The organism is Mycobacterium sp. JS623 (genome assembly GCF_000328565.1).
Taxonomy (GTDB): Bacteria; Actinomycetota; Actinomycetes; order Mycobacteriales; family Mycobacteriaceae; genus Mycobacterium.
Window position 1 is genome coordinate 2,182,441 of record NC_019966.1, and the last position, 22,893, is coordinate 2,205,333.

Here is a 22,893-nt window from a genome sequence, read left to right on the forward strand (position 1 = left end):
CACCAAAAATTCGAGCGGTGAGGAACGTTCGCGGACGAGGTGGCGACCTAGCCCGGCACCTTGGCCAGGATGTTCGTCATTACGATGTCGGGCACCGAAGCCGGGAACGCGCACGCCGTGACCTCGACCAGGACGACGTTCTTCACGCGGTAGTCGCGGCCACAGCCATTACCCGGGCGCATCTGCAGCGAATCCACCGTCGAACTCCAGTCGCCGACGAACATGGGACCCAACGGCGTCGAGGCGCAGCCGTCGACAAGTGCAACCAAGCCATCGAAAACGCGCCGGGCGGTCGCGGGATCCCGATAGGCCGCCGCGCCCTCGGAGATCAGCCCGCCGCGGGGCGGATTCTGAAACGTCGTCTTGTGGAACTCCTCGATATCGGATCCGAACGTCTGCGTCTCTTCGAAGACCCATTGGCATTGCGGCGGAGCGGTTTTCGCGAGCTGATCGATGTCGACGGGCATCTTGCCGTCCATGCTCGGGATGATCGTCAGGTCATCGCCGGCCCCGGTGATCGCCCGCATCTGCGACTGGTCCAGCATCAGCGTCTCGACGTCGACCGGCGACAGGGACTCGTCGTCGATACCGGGAGCCGCCGGCAGCGCACGGCCGCCCACCGTCAGCGCGCAACCGGCCGCCAGCACCACCGCGGCGCAACAGACCACCAACGGTCTGGCCGATACGGGCATGCCGTCAGGCTAGCCGCATCGAATACTGTGCAACGAGTGAGTGTTTTCGCCGCAGCGACCGGCATCGGGTCGTGGCCGGGCTCCTCGCCGCGCGAAGCGGCCGAGATCGTCATCGGCGAACTGCATACGCTGCCCCATCTGGTCGAACTGCCTGCCCGAGGCGTCGGCGCCGACATGATCGGGAGGGCGGGTGCGCTGCTGGTCGACATCGGCATCGACACGGTGCCCCGCGGGTATCGCGTCGCGAACGGCCGCAGCTCTGCCGTACGCCGGGCGGCCAGCCTTCTTGACGAGGACATCGACGCGCTCGAAGAGGCGTGGGAGAAGGCAGGCCTGCGCGGCGGGTCGCGCAGCGTGAAGGTGCAGGCACCGGGCCCCATCACGCTCGCCGCTCAGCTCGAGCTACCCGGTGGCCATCGCGCGATCACCGACGCGGGTGCGCTACGTGACCTGACCGGATCGCTTGCCGAGGGAATGGCCGTGCACCGCGCGCAGCTCGAGCGGCGCCTCGAAACTCCGGTGGTGGTGCAATTCGACGAGCCGTCGCTGCCCGCCGCGTTGGCGGGCAGGCTGACCGGGGTGACAAGCCTGTCGCCGGTGCACCCGGTCGACGAGTCAGTGGCGATGGGCCTACTCGACGACTGCGTTGCCGTCGTCGGTGGTGAGGTAATTCTGCACAGTTGTGCACCCGGCCTGCCATGGAAGGCATTGCAGCGCAGCGCCATTCATGCGCTGTCGGTTCACGCCGGCACGCTGACACCCGCAGACCTGGACGGGGTTGGGGACTTCGTGGACTCCGGCCGCACGGTCATGCTGGGCGTCGTCGCAACGACGGCGCCCACGACACGGCCATCGGCGGAAGAGGTCGCCAACGCCGCGGTCGACATCACCGATCGCCTCGGATTCGCGCGCTCGGTGCTGCGTGAGCGCATCGGCATCACGCCCGCGTGCGGATTGGCAGGTGCCACACCGCAGTGGGCGCGCACCGCCGTCGAGTTGGCGCAGAAGGCCGCCGACGCGTTCGCCGAGGATCCGGACGCGATCTGATAAAAGCAACCAAAAGGTTGCGCTTTAATCCGGAGGCCGATACGGTGATAGGCAACCAGGAGGTTGCACATGAGTATGGATCGAATCGAAAAGGAAGTTGTTCTACGGGCACCGCTTGCCAGGGTGTGGCAGGCGATCAGCAACGCTGACGAGTTTGGCCGGTGGTTCGGAGTCCGGTTCGACGGCCCGTTCGTTGAAGGCGCGTCCCTGACAGGGGTGATCACACCGACGACGGTCGACGACGAGGTGGCCCGCATGCAGGAACCGCACGCGGGCAAGTCCGACACCTGGCAGATCGTCGCTATCGAGCCGCAACGCCGATTGGCCTTCCGGTGGCATCCCTACGGAGTGGAGACCGGCGTCGACTACTCGCAGGAGCCGACCACGCTGGTCGAGTTCACCCTCACCGAGACTGATGAGGGCGTATTGCTGCGCATCGTCGAATCAGGCTTCGACAAGATTCCGGAAGAGCGTCGGGCATCGGCCTTCGAGGCCAACAGCCAGGGTTGGGCCAAGCAGACCGAGCTAGTGAGTAAGTATTTGGCCCTCAGCGAGAAGGTGTGAGCAAGCCCGCGGCCGTCGTCGCCAAGGCGCCGCTTTTCGACGCGCTCGGCGATCCGAATCGTCTGCGTATCGTCACGCGTCTGTGCGACGGCGGGCCGTGTTCGACGTCGCAAGTCACCCAGGTGGTGTCGGTCAGCAGGCAAGCGGCGACCAAGCATCTGCTGTTGCTGGAGGCGGTGGGCCTGGTGAGCAGCGAACGCAATGGCAGGGAACGCATCTGGCGCATCGAGCCCAAACCGCTCAGCGATGCCAGTGACTTCCTCACAGCACTATCCAAGCGCTGGGACAACGCCATCGACCGATTGCGTGCATACGTCGAGGACGAATAGCACGGCTAACGTAAATTTGCATGCATCCGATGAAGCTATGGCTCGCGGGGCATACGCGTGCAAGAATGCAATCCGCCGTCTCTGCAAATCTTTGCCCCTCGCAGGAGAGGAACCGTGGCCCAACCGAGCCTCCGCCTCGCGGCGGGTGTAGGTGTGGTGGCTGCGTGTCTTCTGGTAGGTGGCCCCGCCGCTGCCGTGGCGATCGCCGACCCAGGCGGCGGGCACTCGGGCCACTCCGGCAGTGGCAAAGGCTCCGACAGCGGCAAAGGCTCCGACAGCGGCGGAGGTTCGCGCGGCGGCTCGGATTACAGCGACGACAACATCAACGACAACAGCCGCAGTGGCACGAACTCTGCGATCGACAGCCGTCCGTCAACCCGCGTCGGGTCGGGGCGCGAATCAGGTACGTCCGAAGAACGGCCGAGCTCCGACTACAGCCCCGACCCACCGCAGTTCAAGAAGCCGAAAGTGACGTTCGGCGACGGCAGGGCGCCGGGAATCCAGGACCATGATCCTGAACCACGGTGGGGCTGGAATGCGCCGGCGCCGCCACCGCCACCGCCGCCCCCGCAGATCATCACCGTGCCGCTGGATTCGCCGACGGTAAGTCCCGTCGGGACTCACCCCGGAGTCGTCCAACAGTTGGTCGCTCCGACGGCTGGCGTGGCAGACCCGCTGTGGGGCGTCGCCGGACTGCTGCTGATACCCGCGGCCGGCGCCGTCCTCGGCTATCGGCAGGCGCGTGGCGCCCACGCGGCCGCGGAACTAGGTCGTCACCCGTAGATCCTTGCGCAGGATCTTGCCCGACGCGGACTTCGGGATCGCGTCAATGAAGGCCACCTGACGCACCTTCTTGTACGGGGCGACATGGCCTGCGACGAACTCCATCACTTCATCCTCGGTGAGCTCGGCGCCAGATTGCTTGACCACGAAGGCCTTTGGCACCTCTTCACCTTGGGCGTCATTGACCCCGATGACCGCGGCGTCGGCGATAGCAGGGTGGGATAGCAGCACAGCCTCGAGCTCGGCGGGCGGCACCTGGTAACCCTTGTACTTGATCAGCTCCTTGAGCCGGTCGACGATGTACACACAGCCGCAGGCGTCGACCTGTGCCAAATCCCCTGTGTGCAACCAACCGTCGTCATCGATGGTCTCCCGGGTGGCCTGCTCGTTGCCGAGATAGCCGGCCATCACATTCGGTCCCTTGAACCAGAGTTCGCCCGTCTCGCTGAGACCCTCTGCGGGAGGGTCGATTTCGTCGCCGGTCTCTGGATGGATCAGCTTGGAAGCCGCGTTCGAAACCGTCCATCCGACAGAGCTCAGCGGGGCGACCATGCCCATGTTCTTCTCGCCGCCGTCGAACGGAGTGATGTGGCTGACGGGGCTCAGCTCGCTCATCCCGTAGCCCTGCACCACCCGACAACCCAACCGCTTGGTGACGGCGTGGCCGAGGTCGGCGTCCAGCGGAGCGGCGCCCGACATCACGACGTTCAGTGACGACAGGTCGTACTCGTCGATCAGTGGATGTTTGGCCAGCGCGACGGCCACCGGCGGCGCGATGAACGCGATGGTGCATTTGTGGTTCGCGATGTTGCCGAGGAACTCGCCGAGGTCGAAGCTCGGCATGACCACCAGCCGCGCTCGGGCGTGTAGGGCGGCGTTCAGCAACACCGTCATTCCGTAGATATGAAAGAACGGCAGCACCGCAAGGACCGCGTCGTCGGAGACCATCCCGTGCAGCGGCCTGATCTGCGCGACGTTGGCCACCAAGTTGCGGTGCGTCAGCATCACGCCCTTGGGGTTGCCGGTGGTGCCGGAGCTGTAGGGCAGCGCCGCAAGATGCGACGACGGAGCGAAGCTCACCTCTGGGGCGGGCAGTCCCTTCGCCATCAAGTCCGCGCCGTTCGGATGTCCCGTCGCCTCGTGCCCCTCGCCGTCGAGCACCACCAGATCGGCGTCGGACATGCCGACCGCGGCGGCAGCTTCTTTGGCTTGCGCCAGCAGCGGCGTGACCGTCACCAGCATCTTGGCCTTCGAGTCGGTCAACTGCTTGGCGATGTCCTTGGCGGTGAACAGCGCGTTGATGGTGGTGGCCGTCGCGCCCGACCGCAGGATGCCGTGGAAGGCGACGGCGAAACCAGAACTGTTCGGCGACAGCAGGCCGACGACATCGCCGACACCGACACCGCGGCCGGCAAGCGCGCCGGCGAAAGCGGCGATGCGCCCGATCATTTCGCGGTAGGTGGTCTCCCGGCCGGACTTGGCGTCGACGAGCGCGACCCGATCGAGGTCGGTGTCGGCGATGTCGCCGAACAGGAAGTCGTAGACGCTCGTCGACGGGATATCGACTTCGGGAAAGGGACTCGCGAAACTCAAGGTTCCTCCGATCAGACTTCGTCGAGTTGTTTGAGCAGTTTCTTCGGCGCGATCAACCGGAATGACGCGTCGACGAGTTCGCGTACCTCGTCCCAGTCGACCTTCTTTCGCGCCGTGAAGTCCATCCCCAGCCAGCCGAACGGGCCCATGTAGGCAGGGAAGAAGAAGCGGTTGTCTTGCTCGAGAGCCTTGCGGTCGCTCTCGTCGACCTTGACCAGGATCGAGTGGGGGTACTGCACGTACTCGCCCTTGATGTCTGTCGTCCGGCGGGCAGGAGCGGAGCGACCGGGGGATGTCTTGGCGCTGCCGCCGTACATCACGAACATCTTGGGCGCGCAGAACACCGGTCTGCCCCAGGAGATCTTCTCGAAGGCCTCCGGGAAGCCCAGGCAGATCTTGCGCACTTCCGCCAGCCCGAGGTCGTCGTCTCGGAACATGATCGGGTGCGGCATGGCAGTCAGCGTAACCGCTTCCGTTCGGGTGTCGGCCTGCTCGGATAGCCTCACCAGAGTGAGTCCGAAGAAGCCGGAAACCGTCCTCGCCGAGCAGGCCGACGATGCCCCCGATGCCGACCTTCGCCGCCGTTGGCAAGAACTCGCCGACGAGGTGCGGGAGCATCAGTTCCGGTACTACGTGCGCGACGCGCCGATCATCTCCGACGCGGAGTTCGACAAGCTGTTGCGCGAGCTGCAGGGGCTCGAGGACAACCATCCGGAACTGCGCACCCCTGACTCGCCCACCCAACTCGTCGGCGGTGCGGGGTTTGCCACCGAATTCACCCAGGCCGAGCACCTCGAACGGATGCTGTCGCTGGACAATGTCTTCTCGCCCGATGAGTTGGCCGCCTGGGCCGCCCGCACCAAGGCCGAGATCGGCGACAAGGCGCACTATCTCTGCGAGCTGAAGATCGACGGCGTGGCGCTGGCGCTGGTGTATCGCGACGGCAGGCTGGAACGCGCCGCGACCCGCGGTGACGGCCGCACCGGTGAGGACGTCACGCTCAACGCGCGCACCATCGACGACGTGCCTGAGAAGCTCACCGGGTCCAAGGAGTTTCCGGTACCCGCGGTCCTTGAGGTTCGCGGCGAGGTTTTCTTCCGTGTCGCCGATTTCGAAGACCTCAACGCGGGCCTTGTCGCCGAGGGCAAGCCGCCGTTCGCGAACCCGCGAAACAGTGCGGCGGGCTCGCTGCGACAGAAGAATCCAGCCGTCACTGCTCGCCGCAAGCTGCGGATGATCTGCCACGGCCTCGGCCACTCCGAGGGCTTTCGGCCCAAGACGCTGCACGATGCCTACCGCGCGCTGGCGGCCTGGGGACTGCCGGTGTCCGAACACACCGCTCGTGTGCAGGGCATCGATGCGGTCACCGAACACATCGCGTACTGGGGTGAGCACCGGCACGACGTCGAGCACGAAATCGACGGTGTGGTGGTCAAAGTCGACGAGATCGCGCTGCAGCGCAGGCTCGGCTCGACATCACGGGCACCCCGCTGGGCCATCGCCTACAAATACCCGCCCGAGGAGGCCACCACCAAACTGCTCGACATCAAGGTCAACGTCGGGCGCACCGGTCGCGTCACGCCGTTCGCGTTCATGGAGCCGGTCAAGGTCGCCGGCTCGACGGTCAGCCAGGCCACGCTGCACAACGCGTCCGAGGTCAAGCGCAAGGGTGTGTTGATCGGCGACACCGTCGTCATCCGCAAGGCCGGCGACGTGATCCCCGAGGTGCTGGGTCCCGTCGTCGATCTGCGCGACGGCAGCGAACTCGAATTCGTCATGCCCACAACGTGTCCCGAATGCGGCACCACGCTGGCGCCCGCGAAGGAGGGCGACGCCGACATCCGCTGCCCCAACACCCGATCGTGCCCAGCGCAGCTGCGGGAGAGGGTGTTTCACGTCGCGGGGCGCGGCGCGTTCGACATCGAGGGTCTCGGCTACGAAGCGGCCACCGCGCTTCTGACGTCGGGCGTCATCACCGACGAGGGAGACCTGTTCACCCTCGGCAGCCCCGACCTGTTGCGCACCGATCTGTTCAAAACCAAGGACGGCAACCTGTCGGCCAACGGCGCACGACTGTTGGTGAACCTGCACGAGGCGAAGTCGCGTCCGCTGTGGCGGGTCCTCGTCGCACTGTCGATCCGGCATGTCGGCCCCACCGCTGCGCGCGCGCTGGCCACCGAATACGGCAGCCTCGACGCGGTGATGGCGGCGTCGCAGGAGGAGCTGTCCGTGGTCGAGGGCGTCGGTCCGACCATCGCCGCTGCTGTTGTCGAGTGGTTCACCGTCGACTGGCACCGCGCGATCATCGACAAGTGGCGCGCCGCCGGGGTCCGGATGGCCGACGAGCGCGACAGCAGCGTCGAGCGCACGCTCGAGGGCATGTCGATCGTTGTCACCGGATCGCTCACCGCGTACTCGCGCGACGATGCGAAGGAGGCCATCGTCGCGCGCGGCGGTAAGGCCGCCAGTTCGGTGTCGAAGAAGACCGCCTATGTGGTGGCCGGCGATTCACCGGGCTCGAAGTACGACAAGGCCGTCGAACTCGGCGTGCCGATCCTCGACGAGGACGGCTTTCGCAGGCTGCTCGAACACGGGCCCGACGGAGTCTGAGTCGGCTCAGCGGTAGCCGGTGCGCATGTCGTTCATGATGCGCGGATTCTCCAGCGTCGACGGCGCCAGCAACTGTGGAGTTATATCGCCCGCGAACACCGTCGCGGCGTCGAGTACGGGTTGACTCAGAAAGCGCAGCGGCGGTGCGTCTTTCGGCACTTTCGGGGTCGGCGCGTTACCGCCGCGGCGGCCGAGTGTGAAACCCCAGTCGCCGAACGTCGGAACGTCGACGTGGTACGGAGTGACCGCGAAACCTGCCGCCCTGATGGTCGACACCGTGCGCCAGAACGCCGTCGGCGTCGAGTAGGGGCTGCCGGACTGCACCACGACCAGACCGTTCGGTGCGAGCGCACGCGTGACGAGCGTGTAGAACTCCTGCGAATAAAGTCGGCCCAGAATCGGATTATCGGCGTCCGGCAGGTCGACAATCACCGCATCGAAGCCGCCGGCGGGCACCACATCCGGGTGCGGCTCGCGCAGCCACGTCATCGCATCAGCGATCACCACTTGAATGCGCGGGTTGTCCAGTGCGCCCGCGTTGGCGGTGCGCATGGTGGTCCGCGCCAGTTCGATGACAGCCGGGTCGAGCTCGACATGGACGATCTTGTCGACGCCCGACTGCCGCAGCAGTTCGCGGTCGGCCAGGCCGTCACCGCCGCCGATCACCAGCACCGAGCGCGCTCCGTCGCCAAGCACCGGGTACACCAGACTCTCGGTGTAGCGATACTCGTCACGCGTCGAAAACTGAAGTCCGCCATCGAGGTACAGGCGCATGTCGTCGCCGCGGCGGGTTACCACGATGTCCTGGTACATGGAGTGTTGGTAGGCCACGATCGGGTCGGCATAAAGCCGTTGCCTGCTGGTGGCCTCGACATGTCCAGCACCGATGATCAGTACCACGAGGAGTGCGAAGGCGAGCGCCAGCGCGGTCAGCGCCGTTGCTAGCTCGCGGCCACTGACCACCCGGCGCAGCAAGAACAGAGCGACCACCGCCGCCGCCGCGAGGTTGATCATCCCCGTTGCAGCAGCGCCGCGGATCATGCCCAGTTGCGGCAGTACCACGAAAGGCCATGCGAGCCCACCGACTAGAGCACCGAGATAGTCTGCCGCGTTGAGGTTGGCCAGCACCCGTCCGGTGTCGACGTCGCCCGCGGTGCGGCCGCGCTGCAGCAGCGTCATCAACAGCGGCACTTCGGCGCCGACCAGTCCGCCGATCAGTGCCGTGCCCACCGCGAGTACCACCGTCGACCCGCCGATGTACGCGAACGTCATGTACAACACCGCCGCCGACAATCCGCCGACGATGCCGAGCAGCGTCTCGACAGCGATGAAGGTGATGGCCGCGCGCTTCAGCAACGGCTTGACGAACAGGCCGCCGGCCCCAAGTGCCGCGACGTATCCCGCGACGATCAGCGATGTCGCGACGATGCCGCCGCCGTCCAGGCTGGTCGCCAGGGTGAGCAACGCGAGTTCGTAGACGATGCCGCACGCCGCGCACGCCGAGACGGCAGTCAATAGCAGTGCGCGCCAACGCATTGTCGACCTCTGCGTAGGTGCCTTGAGCGCGTTGTCTGTTGCGGTCATGACAGCGCGACTGCGTTGATTCCTCCGACGGCGAGCAGGACCACCGCTGCCGCGATCGAGGCGGGATGGAATTCCTCGGCGTCGATGAAGCCGCGGAATCGACCGGGTACCGCCGCTTCGAGGATGACCAGAGCCACGCCTTGCAGCGCGACACCGACGAGCCCGTATACCAAGGTGTCGAGCAGGCCCTGTCCCAATTGGTCGGCACTGGCCCTGATGGCGGCGATGATGACCAGTGCCAGCGACAGGTCCATCGCCGAGGTGATGACGACCGCGTTGGGGCGGCGGTCGACGAACACCTGCCGCCGCAGCTTGCCCGGTGTGAGAACGTCCACCATCACGAAACCGGCCACCAGCACCACGATTCCGACCAGGAAGTACAGCACCGTGCTGACCAAGCTTTGCGTGAGCACGCTTGCGTCGACGGTGCCGAACTCGACGGCGGCGCGGGTCAGTGTGGTCATGGGTACCTCCTGGGGTCGATGTCCGGACGCGTCACTTGGTTCCGTCGGGTCCGCCCGGGCTGCCGCTGGAACCGCTGGCAGGTGAACCCGGATAGAAGCCGGGGCCGAGGAACACGTAAGAGCCGTGGTTGTATCCACCGCCGAGCCCTTCGACGCGAATACTGCAGGGGCGGTTGCCGTCTGGGCCCACCGCGACGATGTTGTCGTCGTAGCGCAGGTAGGTGGTCTTGCCGTCGCTGGCCTGCGCGTCGGGGTCCTGTGCTTCGGCGAGGTCGTCGGCGACGTCGGCCGGTTTACCGGAACACGCATAGCGCGTGGTGTCTCCGCTGCCGGCATACCGCTGGTAGTTACTGCCGACGTACGAACCGATGTCGGGCAGCAACGTGACGCCGAAGTACAGACAGACCGCTGCAGCGACAGTCAGAGCGCCCGACAACAGGAAGAAGTGGATGCGCCTCATGGTCGCCATCGGCTTTCGGTGTGGACCACGGTGCCGCCTGACGATGCGGGGTACAGATGCCAGGTGTGCCAATGCCAGCCGGTGCCGTCGGCAGATGCCGAGATCGCCGTCAGCGCGGCGTCGTCGCCGGGGAAAGTGCCGCCCAGCCAACCGGATTCAGAATGGCATTGCTCGCGTAACCATTCGGCGAGAGCGCGGAAGCGGGCTTCGGTGAGGTCGGCGGTGTGTGACGTCAGGTGGTAACCGGGTGCATCGACATGCTCAGGCAGAACCCCTCCGCGTTGGTTAGCTGTGCACGAAATCTCTTCGGAGAAGGGCGATGTCGCATGCTCGACGCTGATCACATGGGAAGCGCCGAGGATTCCGAGTACCAACGTGCCCGCGTCGGGGTGGGTGAGTCGGTGGCTGGCCAGCGGTGCCGGCGCTGGTGCGTTCAAGGCAAGACCCAGCCGGGCACCCGCGACGTCGGCAGGCAGCACCGAAAGTTGGTGGAGGGGCACCGAATTCCTTACGCGCTCGGCGGAGGCGGTGGAGCGGGGTACACCGTCAGTTGCCCTTCGCTCACCGGTGTGCCGATTGACACCTCCCACGGCATGTTCGGCGCCCAGCGTTCGAAGCTGAGCAGCGCGGTCTCCCCGTCGTTGGCGTAGTCGACGAAGTCCATCTCGCCGCCTGCGGGTAGACCGGTGGTGCCTTCGCTGGTGTAAGAGGCGTGGCCGCGCTCGGACTCACGGAATCGGGTGCCGTCGACGGTGTGCTCGCCGCCTGGTTGCAACTGCAGATCCTTGCGGGCGGTCCACATGGCCAACTCGAGGCGGCCTTCGTCTTCCTCGACGGAAAACCAGATCGGCTCGCCGGTGCCGCCCTCGATGAGGTGTTCCCACCACACGAACGGGCCCTCGTGGTAGGTCACCGACCCGCGCACGACGTAATCGATGCCGCCGTAGCTGACGATGGCGCCGGGCCCGAGTTGGCGCGGACCGAACTGAGGCATCTGCCCGAATTTGAGTGGATCCTGGCGCGAGGGCTGTGATTTCGGTGTCCGAGGTCTCCGCAAACCGATGACGAGCACGACAATTGCCGCGACGAAAAGCGCAATCGCCGCCACCAGGAGCACAGTCTGCACGCGGACCCCTCCTCAAGGCATGCCCCAGGGCACGATTCGGGCAACCGTAACAGCAGTCTGCTGGGATTGTCCTGTGGGTTTCATGCCCGCGGCGACCGGGCACCCGCGTCGTATGGCGATATGCGATACCTGCGGCAATCACTACGACAAGTCGTTCACCGTCACCTTTCACGACGGCCGCACCGCAACGTTCGACAGCGTCGAATGCGCGGCGGTGCAGCTGGCCCCGGAGTGTTTGCACTGCGGCTGCCGGATTCTCGGGCACGGCATCGAGACACCCGACGGGATCTTCTGCTGTGCGCACTGCGCGCGTAAAGACAGCAATGCCGACGTCAACGACCGCTATCCGGTGCCCGCAGGGGCCTGAGGCGAGTCAGCGCAAAATCGTCGCCACGATCCCGGCCAGGTAGCCGAGCCGGGCCACCTCCGACGGACGGAACTGCGGGCCACCCGGGCGTCCCAGCACGACCGCGGTGCGGTGATCACCCAGTGGGGCGGCCGCCAGCGTGGTGTCCATGTCGCGCCACAGCTGAGGCACCCACTCGTCGTCGAGCGCCTTGGCGTGGTCGAGTGGCAGCCACGGTGTTTCGGCAGCCTGCGTTTCGGGGGCGCCGGGGCTGCCGACGACGCGCTTTGGCCCCGATTCGGTCAGCTCGATCACCGTGCACCAGCTGACGCGCAGCACCCGCGGCGCCTCGTCGACGAGTACCTGCAACCTCTTTTGCTTGCCGTCGGCGGCGGCCACGTGGTCGATGAGTTCGAGCTCGCGGTGTGCCTCGAGCAGGCCGGTGTGCGGGCGGATGGCGTCGACGTAGACGCCGTTGAGGTTTTCGGCCGCGGTGATCAGCATGTCGGGCATCGCACCGGCGGGCAGTTCCACGACCAGATCGTCGATCGCGTAACCCGCGGCGCGCTCGACGACGTCGAGCGACAGGATGTCCGCTCCTACCGACCCGAGCGCCACGGCCAGCGAGCCGAGACTGCCCGGTCGATCCTCCAGCTGGACCCGCAGCAGATACGAAGGCACGCGCAACACTGTTTCACAGCGCGCGTGGGCCGGCATTCCGGCCGGTGACTAGGCTTGCCTGTCGTGTCCCAGATCTCCCGAGACGAGGTTGCCCATCTGGCGCGGCTCGCGCGCCTGGCGCTGACCGATGACGAGCTCGACAGCTACGCCGGCCAGTTGGACGCCATCCTCGGCCACGTCAGCCAGATCCAGGCCGTCGACGTCACCGGCGTCGAAGCCACCGACAACCCACTGAAGGACGTCAACGTTTTCCGCTCCGACGTCGTCGAGCCCTGCCTGACCCAGGCGCAGGCGCTTGCCGAGGCGCCGAAGTCGGTCGAGGGCCGGTTCGCGGTGCCGCGGATTCTGGGGGAAGCGGAATGACCCGAAGGCGAGCGCGAGTGCGGATCGCAGCGAAGCGAGGACCGGAGCGAGTGGGAGCCGAGGCATGAGCACCGAGCTGATTCGGCTGTCGGCCGCCGAACTCGCGGCCAAGATCGCAGCCAAGGAGGTGTCGTCGGTCGAGGCGACGCGTGCGTGCCTTGATCAGATTGCCCAGACCGACGAGAAATACCACGCGTTTCTGCATGTGGCGCAGGAGCAGGCGCTGGCTTCGGCAGCTGCCGTCGATAAAGCCGTCGCCGCAGGCGAGTCGCTGCCGTCGCCGCTTGCCGGTGTGCCGCTGGCGTTGAAGGACGTCTTCACGACCACCGATATGCCGACGACGTGCGGGTCGAAGATTCTCGAGGGCTGGACGTCGCCGTACGACGCGACCGTCACGGCACGGTTGCGCGCGGCCGGCATCCCGATCCTCGGCAAGACGAACATGGACGAGTTCGCGATGGGTAGCTCCACCGAGAACTCCGCGTACGGTCCGACCCGCAACCCGTGGAACGTCGACAGGGTGCCCGGCGGTTCGGGCGGCGGCAGCGCCGCAGCGCTGGCGGCATTCCAGGCGCCGCTGGCCATCGGATCGGACACCGGTGGGTCGATCCGTCAGCCCGCAGCGCTGACGGCGACCGTCGGCGTGAAGCCCACCTACGGCACGGTGTCTCGCTACGGGCTGATCGCGTGCGCGTCTTCGCTGGACCAGGGCGGACCGTGTGCGCGCACGGTGCTCGACACCGCGCTGCTGCACGCGGTGGTCGCCGGACACGACGCGAAGGACTCGACGTCCGTCGAGGCGGAGGTGCCCGACGTGGTCGCCGCCGCGCGCGCTGGGGCGTCCGGCGACCTCGAGGGGGTGCGGGTCGGTGTGGTCAAGCAATTGCGCGGAGACGGCTATCAGCCTGGCGTGCTCGCGTCCTTCAGCGCCGCGGTCGAGCAGTTGACCAAACTGGGCGCCGAGGTCAGCGAGGTGGACTGCCCGCACTTCGATTACTCGCTGCCCGCGTACTACCTGATCCTGCCGTCGGAGGTGTCGTCGAACCTGGCCCGATTCGACGCGATGCGCTACGGACTACGGGTCGGCGACGACGGCACGCACAGCGCCGAAGAGGTGATGGCGCTGACCCGGGCGGCCGGGTTTGGCCCAGAAGTCAAGCGCCGCATCATGATTGGCGCATACGCGTTGTCAGCGGGGTACTACGACGCTTACTACAACCAGGCGCAGAAGGTGCGCACGCTGATTGCGCGCGATCTTGACGAGGCTTACGAAAAGGTCGATGTGTTGATCTCGCCTGCGACCCCGACCACTGCGTTCCCGCTTGGGGAGAAGGTCGACGACCCGCTGGCGATGTACCTGTTCGATCTGTGCACACTGCCGCTGAACCTGGCCGGGCACTGCGGAATGTCGGTGCCCTCGGGCCTCTCGCCGGACGACAACCTGCCGGTGGGCCTGCAGATCATGGCGCCCGCGCTGGCTGACGATCGGCTCTACCGGGTGGGCGCTGCGTATGAAGCTGCCCGAGGTCCGCTGCCAACCGCGATCTGACAGGGGAGGATGGGGGACATGCGCATCGGAGTTCTCACCGGAGGCGGCGACTGTCCTGGCCTGAACGCGGTCATCCGCGCGGTGGTGCGGACGTGCGACGTGCGGTACGGATCCTCAGTCGTCGGCTTCTTGGACGGTTGGCGCGGTCTGCTTGAAGACCGCCGCGTGCAGTTGAAGAACGACGACCGCAACGACCGCCTGCTGGCCAAGGGCGGCACCATGCTCGGCACCGCGCGCGTCAACCCCGACAAGTTGCGGGCCGGTCTGCCGCAGATCAAACAGACGCTCGAGGACAACGGCATCGACGTGCTGATCCCCATTGGCGGCGAGGGCACGCTGACGGCGGCGCACTGGTTGTCGGAGGAGAACGTGCCAGTGGTCGGGGTGCCGAAGACCATCGACAACGACATCGACTGCACCGACGTGACATTCGGACACGACACCGCGCTGCAGGTTGCGACCGAAGCGATCGACCGGTTGCACAGCACCGCCGAGTCGCACCAGCGCGTGATGCTGGTCGAGGTGATGGGCCGCCACGCCGGCTGGATCGCGTTGAACTCGGGGCTGGCCTCCGGCGCGCACATGACGCTGATCCCCGAACAGCCCTTCGACGTCGAAGAGGTGTGCCGGCTCGTCAAACAGCGCTTCGTGCGCGGTGATTCGCACTTCATCTGCGTGGTCGCCGAGGGCGCCAAGCCCGCCGAGGGCACCATGAAGCTGCGGGCGGGCGGCACCGACGAATTCGGGCACGAAAAGTTCACCGGCGTCGCCGCGCAGCTGGCCGTCGAGGTGGAGAAGCGGATCAAGAAGGACGTCCGGGTGACGGTGCTCGGGCATGTCCAACGCGGCGGCACGCCAACGGCTTACGACCGCGTGCTGGCCACTCGCTTTGGAGTCAACGCCGCCGACGCAGCGCACGCCGGCGAGTACGGAATGATGGTGTCGTTGCGCGGGCAGGAGATCGGCCGGGTGTCATTGGCCGACGCGACCCGTCAGCTGAAGCTGGTGCCACAGGGCCGCTACGACGACGCCGCCGAATTCTTCGGCTGAGTTCTTTCGCGCTAGGGGAGCGACAACGCGAGGGCCGCGACGTTGAGGCTCAGAAACGCGATCGCGAGGCCGAACTGGGCGCTGTAATCGCCTGCTCGAATGTGCGTGTAGAGCGCGCATACAAAGAACAGCACGAGTCCGATCGCGGCCGAAACGCCGAGTGGACGAAACGCCAGTCCGGCCGCAAGCCCCAGTGCGCCAAGCGTTTTCAGCGTTCCGATCGGAAAGGTCAGCCACGACACCGGAACGCCGGCCTTGGCCATGCCCGGCATGATCGGCTGAAAATGAAGTAGCGCGGCGATTCCTGAAAAGCCGTTGGCGGCAGTGGCGAGCAGTGTAACGACGAGATAGCTAGTTGTCATTTTGGGCTCCCTTTTCTCGCGAGCAGACGCAAACTCGCACTGGCAGGGCGTATTTCGTGCGATTTAGCGTCTGCTCGTGATAGATCATGAGGCGCTGCTGAACGCTTCGCGCCGAATCATCTGCCACATTGTCGGCGTGTTCTCGGTGGTGGAGATCGTCACGGTGTCGTGGCCGCCGCCGTGGTTGGCGGCCAGTGCGACCAGATAGTCGGCCAGGTCGGCCCGCGAGGTGAACGCGCCGATCGGATCCACTTCTCCGGCAGTGTATTCCGTGACATAGGGCAGATCGAACAGGCCCGATGGCCGCACGATCGTCCAGTCGACCTCGCTCTCGCGCACAACCGACTCCATCAGTCGGATGTCGTCGTAGACGGTCTTGCCGATCGTCTTGGTGATGACCGGCTCGAACAGCCGCAATGCGAACGGTGTGCCGGTTCGCCCCGGCGCGGGATAGGCACCCGTCGAACTCACCACGACGAGGCGGGTCACCCCCGACGACTGCATCGCGGCGACGATGTTGGCGGTGCCCCTTGAATAGGTGTTGACGGGCTCGCGCGTGAACGGCACGCCCAGCGTCGACACCACCGCGTCGGCGTCGGCGACGGCATGGAGGACCGCGTCAGTGTCGTGGACGTCGGCGCCCGCGACGGTCAATGCGGGATCGCTGAACGGGAACTCGTCCGGGCGGCGGGTCACCGCCACCGCAGTGTGGCCGGCGTCGAGGGCTCGCCTGGTTACCAGTCGGCCGGTCTGTCCGTTGGCTCCGAAGATCGCTATGCGCACGCTGTCCTCCTAGATAGTCACTGATAGTGATTATCACTATATATGACGATCACAATCGGTGCTAATGTCGCGGCGTGGTGGATCAACGACCTGGCATCAAGGAACTCGACCAGCGGATTCCGTTCCTGTTATCGCAGCTCGGTAGCTATGTGTCCGACGACTTCAAGCGCCGGCTGGCGCCGCTCGACGTGCATCCACGCACCAATGCAGTCCTGGTTGCTCTGTCGAGCGACGACGGCCAGTCCCAGCGCCAGCTGTCGGTCCGATTGGGGCTGCACCGCAACGTGATGGTGAGTTTGATTGACACCCTCGAGGAGCAAGGCCTCGTCAAGCGCATGCCGCATCCGGATGACCGCCGCGCGTTTGCGGTCACGCTCACAAAAAAGGCCCGCGAGCTGCTGCCTGCGCTCGAGGAGCAGTCGCGCGCGATGGAGGACGAAGTAACCGCGGCGCTGACGCCCGACGAGCGGGCGATGCTGCTCGACACTTTGCAACGGGTGTCCGCGAGCCTCGGGCTGAGCCCGGGCGTGCACCCCAAATTGGGCTAGCGGCCTGCCACTAGGATCGAGCCATGACGATCGCCGCTGCTGAACTGGTTGAGTACGACGACGTCGTCGCACGCTACGAACCGGTGCTCGGCCTCGAGGTGCACGTCGAGCTGTCCACCGAGACCAAGATGTTCTGCGGCTGCGCCAACAAATTCGGCGCCGAACCCAACACCCAGGTATGCCCCGTCTGTCTCGGCCTGCCGGGGTCGCTGCCGGTGCTCAACCAGACGGCGGTGGAGTCGGCCATTCGCATTGGGCTGGCGCTCAACTGCGAGATCGTCCCGTGGTGCCGGTTCGCGCGGAAGAACTACTTCTACCCGGACATGCCGAAGAACTATCAGATCAGCCAATACGACGAGCCGATCGCGATCAACGGATACCTCGACGTTCCACTCGACGACGGCACCACCTGGCGGGTCGATATCGAGCGCGCCCACATGGAAGAGGACACCGGCAAGCTCACCCACCTTGGCAGCGAGACCGGCCGCATCGAGGGCGCGACGACATCCCTTATCGACTACAACCGCTCCGGTGTGCCGTTGATCGAAATCGTCACCAAGCCGATCGAGGGCACCGGCGCGCGCGCCCCCGAGATCGCCCGCGCCTACGTCACCGCTCTGCGAGACCTGTTGCGCGGCTTGGGTGTTTCCGATGTGCGGATGGATCAGGGTTCTATGCGGTGTGACTCCAACGTCTCACTCAAGCCCACCGGTCAGAAGGAATTCGGCACCCGCACGGAAACAAAGAACGTGAACTCGCTGAAGAGTGTTGAGGTGGCGGTACGTTACGAGATGCGCCGCCAGGCGGCCGTTCTTGATTCAGGTGGTCGAGTTCTGCAGGAAACCAGGCACTTTCACGAGGACGGCTACACGTCGCCGGGCCGCAGCAAGGAGACCGCGCAGGACTACCGCTACTTCCCTGAGCCGGATCTGGAACCAGTAGCGCCCGACGCGGCACTGATCGAACAGCTGCGTGGCACCATCCCTGAGCTGCCGTGGTTGCAGCGCAAGCGAATTCAAGAGGACTGGGGCATTTCCGATGAGGTGATGCGCGATCTCGTCAACACCGGCGCCATCGACCTGATCGCCGCCACCGTCGAACACGGCGCATCGAGCGAATCAGCCCGCGCCTTGTGGGGAAACTTTCTGGTGCAGAAGGCCAATGAGGCAGGTGTGGAACTCGACGCGCTTCCGATCACCCCGGCGCAGGTGGCGGCGGTGGTCAAGTTGGTCGACGACGGCAAACTGTCCAACAAGCTGGCGCGCCAAGTCATCGAGGGCGTGCTGGCCGGTGAGGGCGAGCCCGAGCAGGTGATGAAGGACCGCGGGCTCGAGGTCGTGCGCGACGACTCGGCGCTTCAGGCCGCCGTCGATGAAGCCCTTGCCACCAATCCCGATGTGGTCGAGAAGATCCGCAGCGGCAAGGTGCAGGCGGCCGGCGCGATCGTCGGCGCGGTGATGAAGGCGACCAAGGGTCAGGCGGACGCCGCGCGCGTGCGGGAACTGGTGCTCGCCGCCTGCAGCTAGCGTCGACCGATACCCAGCGCCGCGGCCGCGAACTCCTCGAGCCGCTCCCGGGGATAGGTTTCTGGATCGCTGAGGGCCAACCGTCCCAGCATTTCGGCGAACGACAGCATGGTGTGGCCAAGCAGCACCGGATCGAGCTTCGCGAGCTGCGGTTCCAAAGCGATGCCCGCCTTCGCGAACTGCTCGGCCTGGGCCAGGATCGATGACCGCGCGCGCCGCAGGTCGTCTCGGAATTCGCGGGGCGCGCTGTCGGGCACCGTGAGAATCAGCCGCCATCGGGCGGGATTCTGCAGCACCACCCGCAGGAACGCCGAGACCGTCGCCGCGTAGGCACCGGTCGGGCCCGGCCCACTGAGGTCTTCGGGCATACCCGCCAGCACCTGTTCCAGCCCGCGCTGATGTTCGCGCCGCAGCAATGCGGAAACCAATTCGGCGCGGGTGCGAAACACGGTGTACAGCACCGGTTTTCCGACACCGGCGGCTTCGGCCACCGCTTCCATGCTCAGTTCGTGCAGCTGACATCCACCGAGCACGGTCATGGCCGCGTCCAGCAGCTGCTCGCGTCGCTGCTCGGGCGGAAGGCGTGGGGCGTACTTCCGCCTTGGCCGTGCTGGGGTCACCAGGCAATATTACGCCACCGTTGTATTCACGGGCACTAATTGCTACGGTGGCGTTGTATTCAGGGGAAAGCAGAGGTAGGGACCCATGATCCGACGCGACGACTACGGCTTTTTCGGGCCCGATTCGCCGAGCTGGAAGGTGTGGGCATCGCCGACCGCGTTGATCGGCTTCCAGCGCGCCGTGGTGCTCGAGCACTTCGACCCGTACCTGGCGGCGGCGGTCGCCGACAGTGCGGGCATCTACACCGACCCGTCTGGTCGGCTGGATCGCACGCTGGCCTACTTCCTCACCGTCGCCGTGGCCGACGGTCGCACTGCCATCGAGGTATCCGATGCGCTGATGCGTATTCATGCGAGGGCAAAGGGAATCGAGCCGATCACCGGTTCGCGGTATAGCGCCAACAATCCCGAGGCGCAGCTGTGGATCCACATTACTGGCTGGCACTCGGTGTTGAAGTGCTATGAGCAGTACGGGCCCGGACCGCTGACACCCGGTGAGGAGTCACGGTTTTGGGCGGAGTCGCGCATCGCGGCCGAACTGCAGACCTGCAAGCCGGGCGACGTGCCCGCGTCGCGTGACGAGGTGCGGCAGTACTTCGCCAACGTGCGCGGGCGACTCTGCACCTCCGAACATGCCGACCGCGCAATGCATTACCTGCTGCACACGCCGCGCGACCGCGGTATGCGGCTGTGGGCGGGCAGCAGGCTGTTGGCGCCCGCGGCGATCGCGACCCTGCCAAGATGGATGCGGCACATGGGTAATTTCAGCCAATTCGCCGCGGTCGATGCTGCCGTCACGCCTATCGCTCGTGCCTGGGTGAGAGCGTTGTCCACCAACAACTTCCGGCCGATGATCGCAGTGGCCAGGCGCATCGCGCCGGAGACCGCCGACGTGCTTGCTCAACACCTGAGCGCCGCGCCCCCTGCGCATCGAGAGACCGTCACGCCCGCTGAAGCACGCGAAGGGCTAGCCGTGCGCACTACGCCGATCCGGCCGACATCGCGGACACCGTCGGATTCCTCGCAGGCGCAGGAGCGAGGGCGATCACCGGTTCGGTAGTCACCGTCGATGGTGGCACGAACGCCTGAAACCCGCTGCGCCTTAAGTGTTGTCGGCGTTGCTACGCGGGAATCCGCCGCCCTGCGGGAACAGCGGGAAGACGACATCGTCGAGCTTTTCGGCGTCGCCGGAGGTCTTGTTGACCGTCGCGCCCCACACGTTGCCGTCGGGCGCCAGCTGGAGGGCCCACGCGTGGCCGTGCTGATCCTGACGGACCACTTCCGGTTCGCCGGTGACCGCGCCGGTGTCCGGTGCGAGTCGCACCGCCACCGTCTGCTTGGTGTTGACGAGATTCACCAACACGGTGCCGTCGAGTGCCGCGCAGCCGGCCACGCCGGGACGGTCGGGCCAGGTCCACACCGTCGACACCTTGGAGTCTTTGGTAATCCGCTGCAGTCGATCGGCGGTCGGGCTGCGGTCGGTGACGTACAGGGAACCGTCCGAGGGATCGATGCACAGGCCGCCGCCGGCACCCAAGCCGCTGAGCGCGGTGGTCTGCGGCGCCTGATTGATCGTGGTGGGCTGCTCGATGCGAAGTAGCTTGCCCGCCAGCGAACCCGGGTCGCTCGCCTGCGCGGGATTGCCCGCGTCGCCGGTGAGCACATCAAGCGTCGTCGGACTGGTGAAGATCAGTGCTCCGGTGTTACCGGTCGGACCCTTCGGTATACCGGTCAGGATCGGCTTGGGGATGTCGCCGTCGGCAATGCGGATGACGCGGTTGTCGGTGGGGGTGCTGACGTAGGCGTACATCAGGCGGTCCTGCGAGTACGTCGGCGACAGCGCAATATCCATCAACCCGCCGTCGCCGGACGGATCGACCGGGATCACCAACTTGACCTTTGGTTCGGCGTGGGTCGAGACCTCCTTGACCGCGCCGGTGGTCCGCTCGGCGACGAGCGCCGACTGGCTGTCGGGAAGCATGATCAGCCCGCTGGTGCTCTCCAGGCAGCCCTGCATGACGCCCGGCGCCGGGCACTGCTTCGGGAACGGCTTTGGTGGCAGCGGCGGCGGCGGAGGTGGTGTCGACGACGGGCCCGGTTTCAGTTCCGGCTCGGTGGTGAACGGCTGCGACTGCGCCTGATCGAAGCGGGCGCATCCGGAACCGACGAGCAACGCCGCACACAGCAGGACAATCACACCCCGCATGGGCCGGCGTCGTGTCATGCAGGCCAGGTTACGGATTGTTTGGCGATACGCGCCACGTGCGTACCCGCGGCGCGCCCGATTCCACCTCGCGAATAGGGATGCGAAAGCGCCGCGCCAATGCTCGAATTGCGGGTGACGAGCACTTACCCTGGCAATCGTGACCAGTCAACCTGATCCACGCACCTGGCAGCGCCCGGCGTCTGCAAGCCTGGTCGACCCCGAGGACGATCTACCGACCTCGAACTACGCCGGTGACTTCGAGACCACCGCGATCCCACGGTACGACGCGGCCAAGTCGGCCGAGCAGCCATTCGGCCTGATCAGCGACCCCGAGCCGCTGCCCTACGTGCAGCCTGGCGGCAGACATTCACTCGGCCCCTACGGGGCAGAGCCCATGGAGATCGATTCAGACGTCAATGACCAAGCGCGTGATCGGCGCGGCACCCAGGACTTCGGACTGCTCCTACTGCGCCTCGCAGTTGGGGCGGTGCTCATCGGACACGGACTGCAGAAGGCTTTCGGTTTGTGGGGTGGCCCCGGATTCGACGGCTTGCACAGGGAACTGACCGACCAAGGGTTCAAGTACGCCGACATCCTGACCTACGTGGCGGCCGGCGGGCAGCTCGCGGCGGGCGTGCTTCTGGTGCTTGGCCTCTTTACTCCCGTCGCGGCGGCCGGCGCGCTCGCCTACTCGGTGACCGGCCTGCTCGCCGAGGCGATGATGGCCCACGAAGAGGCCAGGCTGGCGTCGTTCCTCACCGACGGCCACGAATACAAAGTGATCTTCGCTTGCGCGGCCGCCGCGATCATCCTGATTGGACCGGGACGGTACGGGCTGGACGCCGGCCGTGGCTGGGCACGTCGGCCGTTCGTGGGATCCTTCGTTGCGCTCCTGCTGGGCATTGGCGCGGGCGTCGCAGTATGGGTGCTGCTCAACGGCGGCAACCCACTGGCCTAGCCGTACGGGTTGGGCACTCGACCTCCGCTGGCCTCGGTCAGCAGGGGCAGCGACGAGAACGTCACCGCAGGCAGTCGCAGGTCGCTGCCGTCCTTGAGCTGGGCGTATGCCCACGAACCCTTGCCGAAACGCAGGCCGGCGATGTCGTCCCACGCGGCGGTTTGGCTGGCCAGGAACGTGCGCACAGTGACGGCGTCGCGGTCGGCGACCGTGCGGTAGCGGACGATGAACGCCGACAGCCCGAGCGGAATGATGAGCAGCAGCGCGAACCGCGACGGTCCGGCGAACACAACAGCCAACATGCCGAGCGCTAAGAAACCGACGGCAAAATGTGCCATTGGGGAGATCCGGATGACGACGCGGGTCTGCTCGGGGTGGGCGGGCACACGGCCATCTTCGCACTTGGCCTGGATTTGACCGCCCCGGCGGTGCCGGGATTTGACCCGTGACCAGTGCGGAGGCTACCGTCGACGGTTATGCAGACCCCTGGCTTGCTCGTAGTAATTGGGAAGCGCGTTGATGCCGCGCTTGCCCTCTGTCGGGCATAGCAACCAGCATCAACGCGCGACCCTCGTACAGCAGCCCAGCTGACGGGGGTTTTTTCTTGCCCCAACACCGATTTGAGATCCTAGAGACGACGACTGAGATG

At 66.1% G+C, this 22,893-nt stretch carries 27 protein-coding genes and 1 pseudogene; 14 read left to right on the forward strand and 14 right to left on the reverse strand.

Going from position 1 to position 22,893, the window contains the following annotated elements; translation table 11 throughout:
- Nucleotides 1-47 precede the first annotated feature (47 nt).
- Nucleotides 48-692 (reverse strand): sensor domain-containing protein, encoded by a 645-nt coding sequence (locus MYCSM_RS10595; protein ID WP_015306147.1) that lies wholly within the window; start codon nucleotides 690-692, stop codon nucleotides 48-50.
- A 36-nt stretch (nucleotides 693-728) separates the two neighbouring features.
- Between MYCSM_RS10595 and MYCSM_RS10600 the strand changes: the two genes are divergently transcribed.
- The 4 genes from MYCSM_RS10600 to MYCSM_RS35220 all read left to right on the forward strand — a co-directional run bounded on the left by MYCSM_RS10600 (nucleotide 729) and on the right by MYCSM_RS35220 (nucleotide 3,415).
- The gene (locus tag MYCSM_RS10600; protein ID WP_015306148.1) at nucleotides 729-1,739 is read left to right on the forward strand and encodes a methionine synthase II (cobalamin-independent); all 1,011 of its coding nucleotides are present in this window, start codon (nucleotides 729-731) and stop codon (nucleotides 1,737-1,739) included.
- A 69-nt stretch (nucleotides 1,740-1,808) separates the two neighbouring features.
- Nucleotides 1,809-2,303, forward strand: coding sequence for an SRPBCC family protein (locus tag MYCSM_RS10605; protein WP_015306149.1), 495 nt, complete (start codon nucleotides 1,809-1,811; stop codon nucleotides 2,301-2,303).
- The gene (locus MYCSM_RS10610) at nucleotides 2,300-2,632 is read left to right on the forward strand and encodes an ArsR/SmtB family transcription factor (protein ID WP_015306150.1); all 333 of its coding nucleotides are present in this window, start codon (nucleotides 2,300-2,302) and stop codon (nucleotides 2,630-2,632) included. Before MYCSM_RS10605 ends, MYCSM_RS10610 begins: the two co-directional genes overlap by 4 nt.
- A gap of 114 nt (nucleotides 2,633-2,746) precedes the next feature.
- Complete coding sequence (locus MYCSM_RS35220; RefSeq protein WP_015306151.1) at nucleotides 2,747-3,415, forward strand: hypothetical protein; 669 nt, start codon at nucleotides 2,747-2,749, stop codon at nucleotides 3,413-3,415.
- Here the strand turns inward: MYCSM_RS35220 and MYCSM_RS10620 are convergent.
- Complete coding sequence (locus MYCSM_RS10620; RefSeq protein WP_015306152.1) at nucleotides 3,398-5,008, reverse strand: 4-coumarate--CoA ligase family protein; 1,611 nt, start codon at nucleotides 5,006-5,008, stop codon at nucleotides 3,398-3,400. The two genes, MYCSM_RS35220 and MYCSM_RS10620, sit on opposite strands and share 18 nt — an antisense overlap.
- An 11-nt stretch (nucleotides 5,009-5,019) precedes the next feature.
- On the reverse strand, nucleotides 5,020-5,460 hold the full coding sequence (locus tag MYCSM_RS10625) for an MmcQ/YjbR family DNA-binding protein (protein WP_041313791.1): 441 nt from the start codon (nucleotides 5,458-5,460) through the stop codon (nucleotides 5,020-5,022).
- Between the two features lie 58 nt (nucleotides 5,461-5,518).
- On the opposite strand from MYCSM_RS10625, the gene ligA reads away from it, so the two are divergent.
- On the forward strand, nucleotides 5,519-7,618 hold the full coding sequence (gene ligA, locus MYCSM_RS10630) for an NAD-dependent DNA ligase LigA (RefSeq protein ID WP_015306154.1): 2,100 nt from the start codon (nucleotides 5,519-5,521) through the stop codon (nucleotides 7,616-7,618).
- A 6-nt stretch (nucleotides 7,619-7,624) separates the two neighbouring features.
- On the opposite strand, the gene MYCSM_RS10635 is transcribed toward ligA, so the two are convergent.
- Genes MYCSM_RS10635 through MYCSM_RS10655 form a run of 5 tightly spaced genes read right to left on the reverse strand, consistent with a single transcriptional unit; the run spans nucleotide 7,625 to nucleotide 11,252 of the window.
- A complete protein-coding gene (locus MYCSM_RS10635) occupies nucleotides 7,625-9,202 on the reverse strand; it encodes a polyamine aminopropyltransferase (RefSeq protein WP_015306155.1) in 1,578 nt (525 codons plus the stop codon).
- Nucleotides 9,199-9,666 carry a DUF350 domain-containing protein gene (locus MYCSM_RS10640; protein ID WP_015306156.1) on the reverse strand — a complete coding sequence of 156 codons (468 nt, stop codon included), beginning with the start codon at nucleotides 9,664-9,666 and terminating at the stop codon, nucleotides 9,199-9,201. Before MYCSM_RS10640 ends, MYCSM_RS10635 begins: the two co-directional genes overlap by 4 nt.
- A gap of 31 nt (nucleotides 9,667-9,697) precedes the next feature.
- Nucleotides 9,698-10,126, reverse strand: a complete 429-nt coding sequence (locus MYCSM_RS10645) for a DUF4247 domain-containing protein (RefSeq protein WP_015306157.1) — start codon at nucleotides 10,124-10,126, stop codon at nucleotides 9,698-9,700.
- The gene (locus tag MYCSM_RS10650) at nucleotides 10,123-10,626 is read right to left on the reverse strand and encodes a DUF2617 family protein (RefSeq protein WP_015306158.1); all 504 of its coding nucleotides are present in this window, start codon (nucleotides 10,624-10,626) and stop codon (nucleotides 10,123-10,125) included. Before MYCSM_RS10650 ends, MYCSM_RS10645 begins: the two co-directional genes overlap by 4 nt.
- Before the next feature lie 8 nt (nucleotides 10,627-10,634).
- Entirely contained in the window at nucleotides 10,635-11,252 is a 618-nt protein-coding gene (locus tag MYCSM_RS10655) for a DUF4178 domain-containing protein (RefSeq protein WP_015306159.1), read from the reverse strand.
- Nucleotides 11,253-11,364: 112 nt separating this feature from the next.
- Here MYCSM_RS10655 and MYCSM_RS10660 point away from each other — a divergent pair, with 112 nt between their 5' ends.
- Nucleotides 11,365-11,619, forward strand: coding sequence for a hypothetical protein (locus tag MYCSM_RS10660; protein ID WP_015306160.1), 255 nt, complete (start codon nucleotides 11,365-11,367; stop codon nucleotides 11,617-11,619).
- A 6-nt stretch (nucleotides 11,620-11,625) separates the two neighbouring features.
- On the opposite strand, the gene MYCSM_RS10665 is transcribed toward MYCSM_RS10660, so the two are convergent.
- Nucleotides 11,626-12,279: an amino acid-binding protein gene (locus tag MYCSM_RS10665; protein WP_051073887.1), complete on the reverse strand. Its 654-nt coding sequence runs from the start codon at nucleotides 12,277-12,279 to the stop codon at nucleotides 11,626-11,628.
- Between the two features lie 63 nt (nucleotides 12,280-12,342).
- Here MYCSM_RS10665 and gatC point away from each other — a divergent pair, with 63 nt between their 5' ends.
- The 3 genes from gatC (at nucleotide 12,343) to MYCSM_RS10680 (ending at nucleotide 15,241) form a co-directional block, all read left to right on the forward strand.
- Nucleotides 12,343-12,642, forward strand: a complete 300-nt coding sequence (gene gatC / locus MYCSM_RS10670; RefSeq protein ID WP_015306162.1) for an Asp-tRNA(Asn)/Glu-tRNA(Gln) amidotransferase subunit GatC — start codon at nucleotides 12,343-12,345, stop codon at nucleotides 12,640-12,642.
- Between the two features lie 64 nt (nucleotides 12,643-12,706).
- Nucleotides 12,707-14,191 (forward strand): Asp-tRNA(Asn)/Glu-tRNA(Gln) amidotransferase subunit GatA, encoded by a 1,485-nt coding sequence (gene gatA, locus MYCSM_RS10675; protein ID WP_015306163.1) that lies wholly within the window; start codon nucleotides 12,707-12,709, stop codon nucleotides 14,189-14,191.
- Nucleotides 14,192-14,209: 18 nt separating this feature from the next.
- The gene (locus tag MYCSM_RS10680) at nucleotides 14,210-15,241 is read left to right on the forward strand and encodes an ATP-dependent 6-phosphofructokinase (protein ID WP_015306164.1); all 1,032 of its coding nucleotides are present in this window, start codon (nucleotides 14,210-14,212) and stop codon (nucleotides 15,239-15,241) included.
- A gap of 11 nt (nucleotides 15,242-15,252) precedes the next feature.
- Here the strand turns inward: MYCSM_RS10680 and MYCSM_RS10685 are convergent, their stop codons facing one another.
- Nucleotides 15,253-15,603, reverse strand: a complete 351-nt coding sequence (locus tag MYCSM_RS10685) for a DoxX family protein (protein ID WP_015306165.1) — start codon at nucleotides 15,601-15,603, stop codon at nucleotides 15,253-15,255.
- An 84-nt stretch (nucleotides 15,604-15,687) separates the two neighbouring features.
- Nucleotides 15,688-16,386 carry an NAD(P)-dependent oxidoreductase gene (locus MYCSM_RS10690; RefSeq protein WP_015306167.1) on the reverse strand — a complete coding sequence of 233 codons (699 nt, stop codon included), beginning with the start codon at nucleotides 16,384-16,386 and terminating at the stop codon, nucleotides 15,688-15,690.
- 74 nt (nucleotides 16,387-16,460) lie between these two features.
- Here MYCSM_RS10690 and MYCSM_RS10695 point away from each other — a divergent pair, with 74 nt between their 5' ends.
- A complete protein-coding gene (locus MYCSM_RS10695; RefSeq protein WP_015306168.1) occupies nucleotides 16,461-16,934 on the forward strand; it encodes a MarR family winged helix-turn-helix transcriptional regulator in 474 nt (157 codons plus the stop codon).
- 23 nt (nucleotides 16,935-16,957) lie between these two features.
- A complete protein-coding gene (gene gatB / locus MYCSM_RS10700) occupies nucleotides 16,958-18,460 on the forward strand; it encodes an Asp-tRNA(Asn)/Glu-tRNA(Gln) amidotransferase subunit GatB (RefSeq protein ID WP_015306169.1) in 1,503 nt (500 codons plus the stop codon).
- Here gatB and MYCSM_RS10705 read toward each other — a convergent pair.
- The gene (locus tag MYCSM_RS10705) at nucleotides 18,457-19,080 is read right to left on the reverse strand and encodes a TetR/AcrR family transcriptional regulator (RefSeq protein ID WP_015306170.1); all 624 of its coding nucleotides are present in this window, start codon (nucleotides 19,078-19,080) and stop codon (nucleotides 18,457-18,459) included. The genes gatB and MYCSM_RS10705 overlap by 4 nt on opposite strands.
- 85 nt (nucleotides 19,081-19,165) lie before the next feature.
- On the opposite strand from MYCSM_RS10705, the pseudogene MYCSM_RS10710 reads away from it, so the two are divergent.
- Together MYCSM_RS10710 and MYCSM_RS38140 are read left to right on the forward strand one after the other, a co-directional pair.
- A pseudogene (locus MYCSM_RS10710) lies at nucleotides 19,166-20,065 on the forward strand (oxygenase MpaB family protein); the annotation flags it as partial.
- Nucleotides 20,066-20,079: 14 nt separating this feature from the next.
- On the forward strand, nucleotides 20,080-20,169 hold the full coding sequence (locus MYCSM_RS38140; protein WP_232425794.1) for a hypothetical protein: 90 nt from the start codon (nucleotides 20,080-20,082) through the stop codon (nucleotides 20,167-20,169).
- A gap of 13 nt (nucleotides 20,170-20,182) precedes the next feature.
- On the opposite strand, the gene MYCSM_RS10715 is transcribed toward MYCSM_RS38140, so the two are convergent.
- Nucleotides 20,183-21,304, reverse strand: a complete 1,122-nt coding sequence (locus MYCSM_RS10715; protein ID WP_041311776.1) for a PQQ-dependent sugar dehydrogenase — start codon at nucleotides 21,302-21,304, stop codon at nucleotides 20,183-20,185.
- Between the two features lie 139 nt (nucleotides 21,305-21,443).
- Here MYCSM_RS10715 and MYCSM_RS10720 point away from each other — a divergent pair, with 139 nt between their 5' ends.
- A complete protein-coding gene (locus tag MYCSM_RS10720; protein WP_015306173.1) occupies nucleotides 21,444-22,244 on the forward strand; it encodes a DoxX family protein in 801 nt (266 codons plus the stop codon).
- Here MYCSM_RS10720 and MYCSM_RS10725 read toward each other — a convergent pair.
- Nucleotides 22,241-22,582, reverse strand: coding sequence for a PH domain-containing protein (locus MYCSM_RS10725; RefSeq protein WP_015306174.1), 342 nt, complete (start codon nucleotides 22,580-22,582; stop codon nucleotides 22,241-22,243). The genes MYCSM_RS10720 and MYCSM_RS10725 overlap by 4 nt on opposite strands.
- Nucleotides 22,583-22,893 lie beyond the last annotated feature (311 nt).

Excerpts from the sequence above, each read along its gene's own strand:
- MYCSM_RS10595 (WP_015306147.1), bottom strand. The coding sequence starts at position 692 with ATGCCCGTATCGGCCAGACCGTTGGTGGTCTGTTGCGCCGCGGTGGTG.
- MYCSM_RS10605 (WP_015306149.1), top strand. The coding sequence starts at position 1,809 with ATGAGTATGGATCGAATCGAAAAGGAAGTTGTTCTACGGGCACCGCTT.
- MYCSM_RS10625 (WP_041313791.1), bottom strand. The coding sequence starts at position 5,460 with ATGCCGCACCCGATCATGTTCCGAGACGACGACCTCGGGCTGGCGGAA.
- MYCSM_RS10635 (WP_015306155.1), bottom strand. The coding sequence starts at position 9,202 with ATGACCGCAACAGACAACGCGCTCAAGGCACCTACGCAGAGGTCGACA.
- MYCSM_RS10640 (WP_015306156.1), bottom strand. The coding sequence starts at position 9,666 with ATGACCACACTGACCCGCGCCGCCGTCGAGTTCGGCACCGTCGACGCA.
- MYCSM_RS10645 (WP_015306157.1), bottom strand. The coding sequence starts at position 10,126 with ATGAGGCGCATCCACTTCTTCCTGTTGTCGGGCGCTCTGACTGTCGCT.
- MYCSM_RS10660 (WP_015306160.1), top strand. The coding sequence starts at position 11,365 with ATGGCGATATGCGATACCTGCGGCAATCACTACGACAAGTCGTTCACC.
- gatA (WP_015306163.1), top strand. The coding sequence starts at position 12,707 with ATGAGCACCGAGCTGATTCGGCTGTCGGCCGCCGAACTCGCGGCCAAG.
- MYCSM_RS10680 (WP_015306164.1), top strand. The coding sequence starts at position 14,210 with ATGCGCATCGGAGTTCTCACCGGAGGCGGCGACTGTCCTGGCCTGAAC.
- MYCSM_RS10685 (WP_015306165.1), bottom strand. The coding sequence starts at position 15,603 with ATGACAACTAGCTATCTCGTCGTTACACTGCTCGCCACTGCCGCCAAC.
- gatB (WP_015306169.1), top strand. The coding sequence starts at position 16,958 with ATGACGATCGCCGCTGCTGAACTGGTTGAGTACGACGACGTCGTCGCA.
- MYCSM_RS10715 (WP_041311776.1), bottom strand. The coding sequence starts at position 21,304 with ATGACACGACGCCGGCCCATGCGGGGTGTGATTGTCCTGCTGTGTGCG.
- MYCSM_RS10725 (WP_015306174.1), bottom strand. The coding sequence starts at position 22,582 with ATGGCACATTTTGCCGTCGGTTTCTTAGCGCTCGGCATGTTGGCTGTT.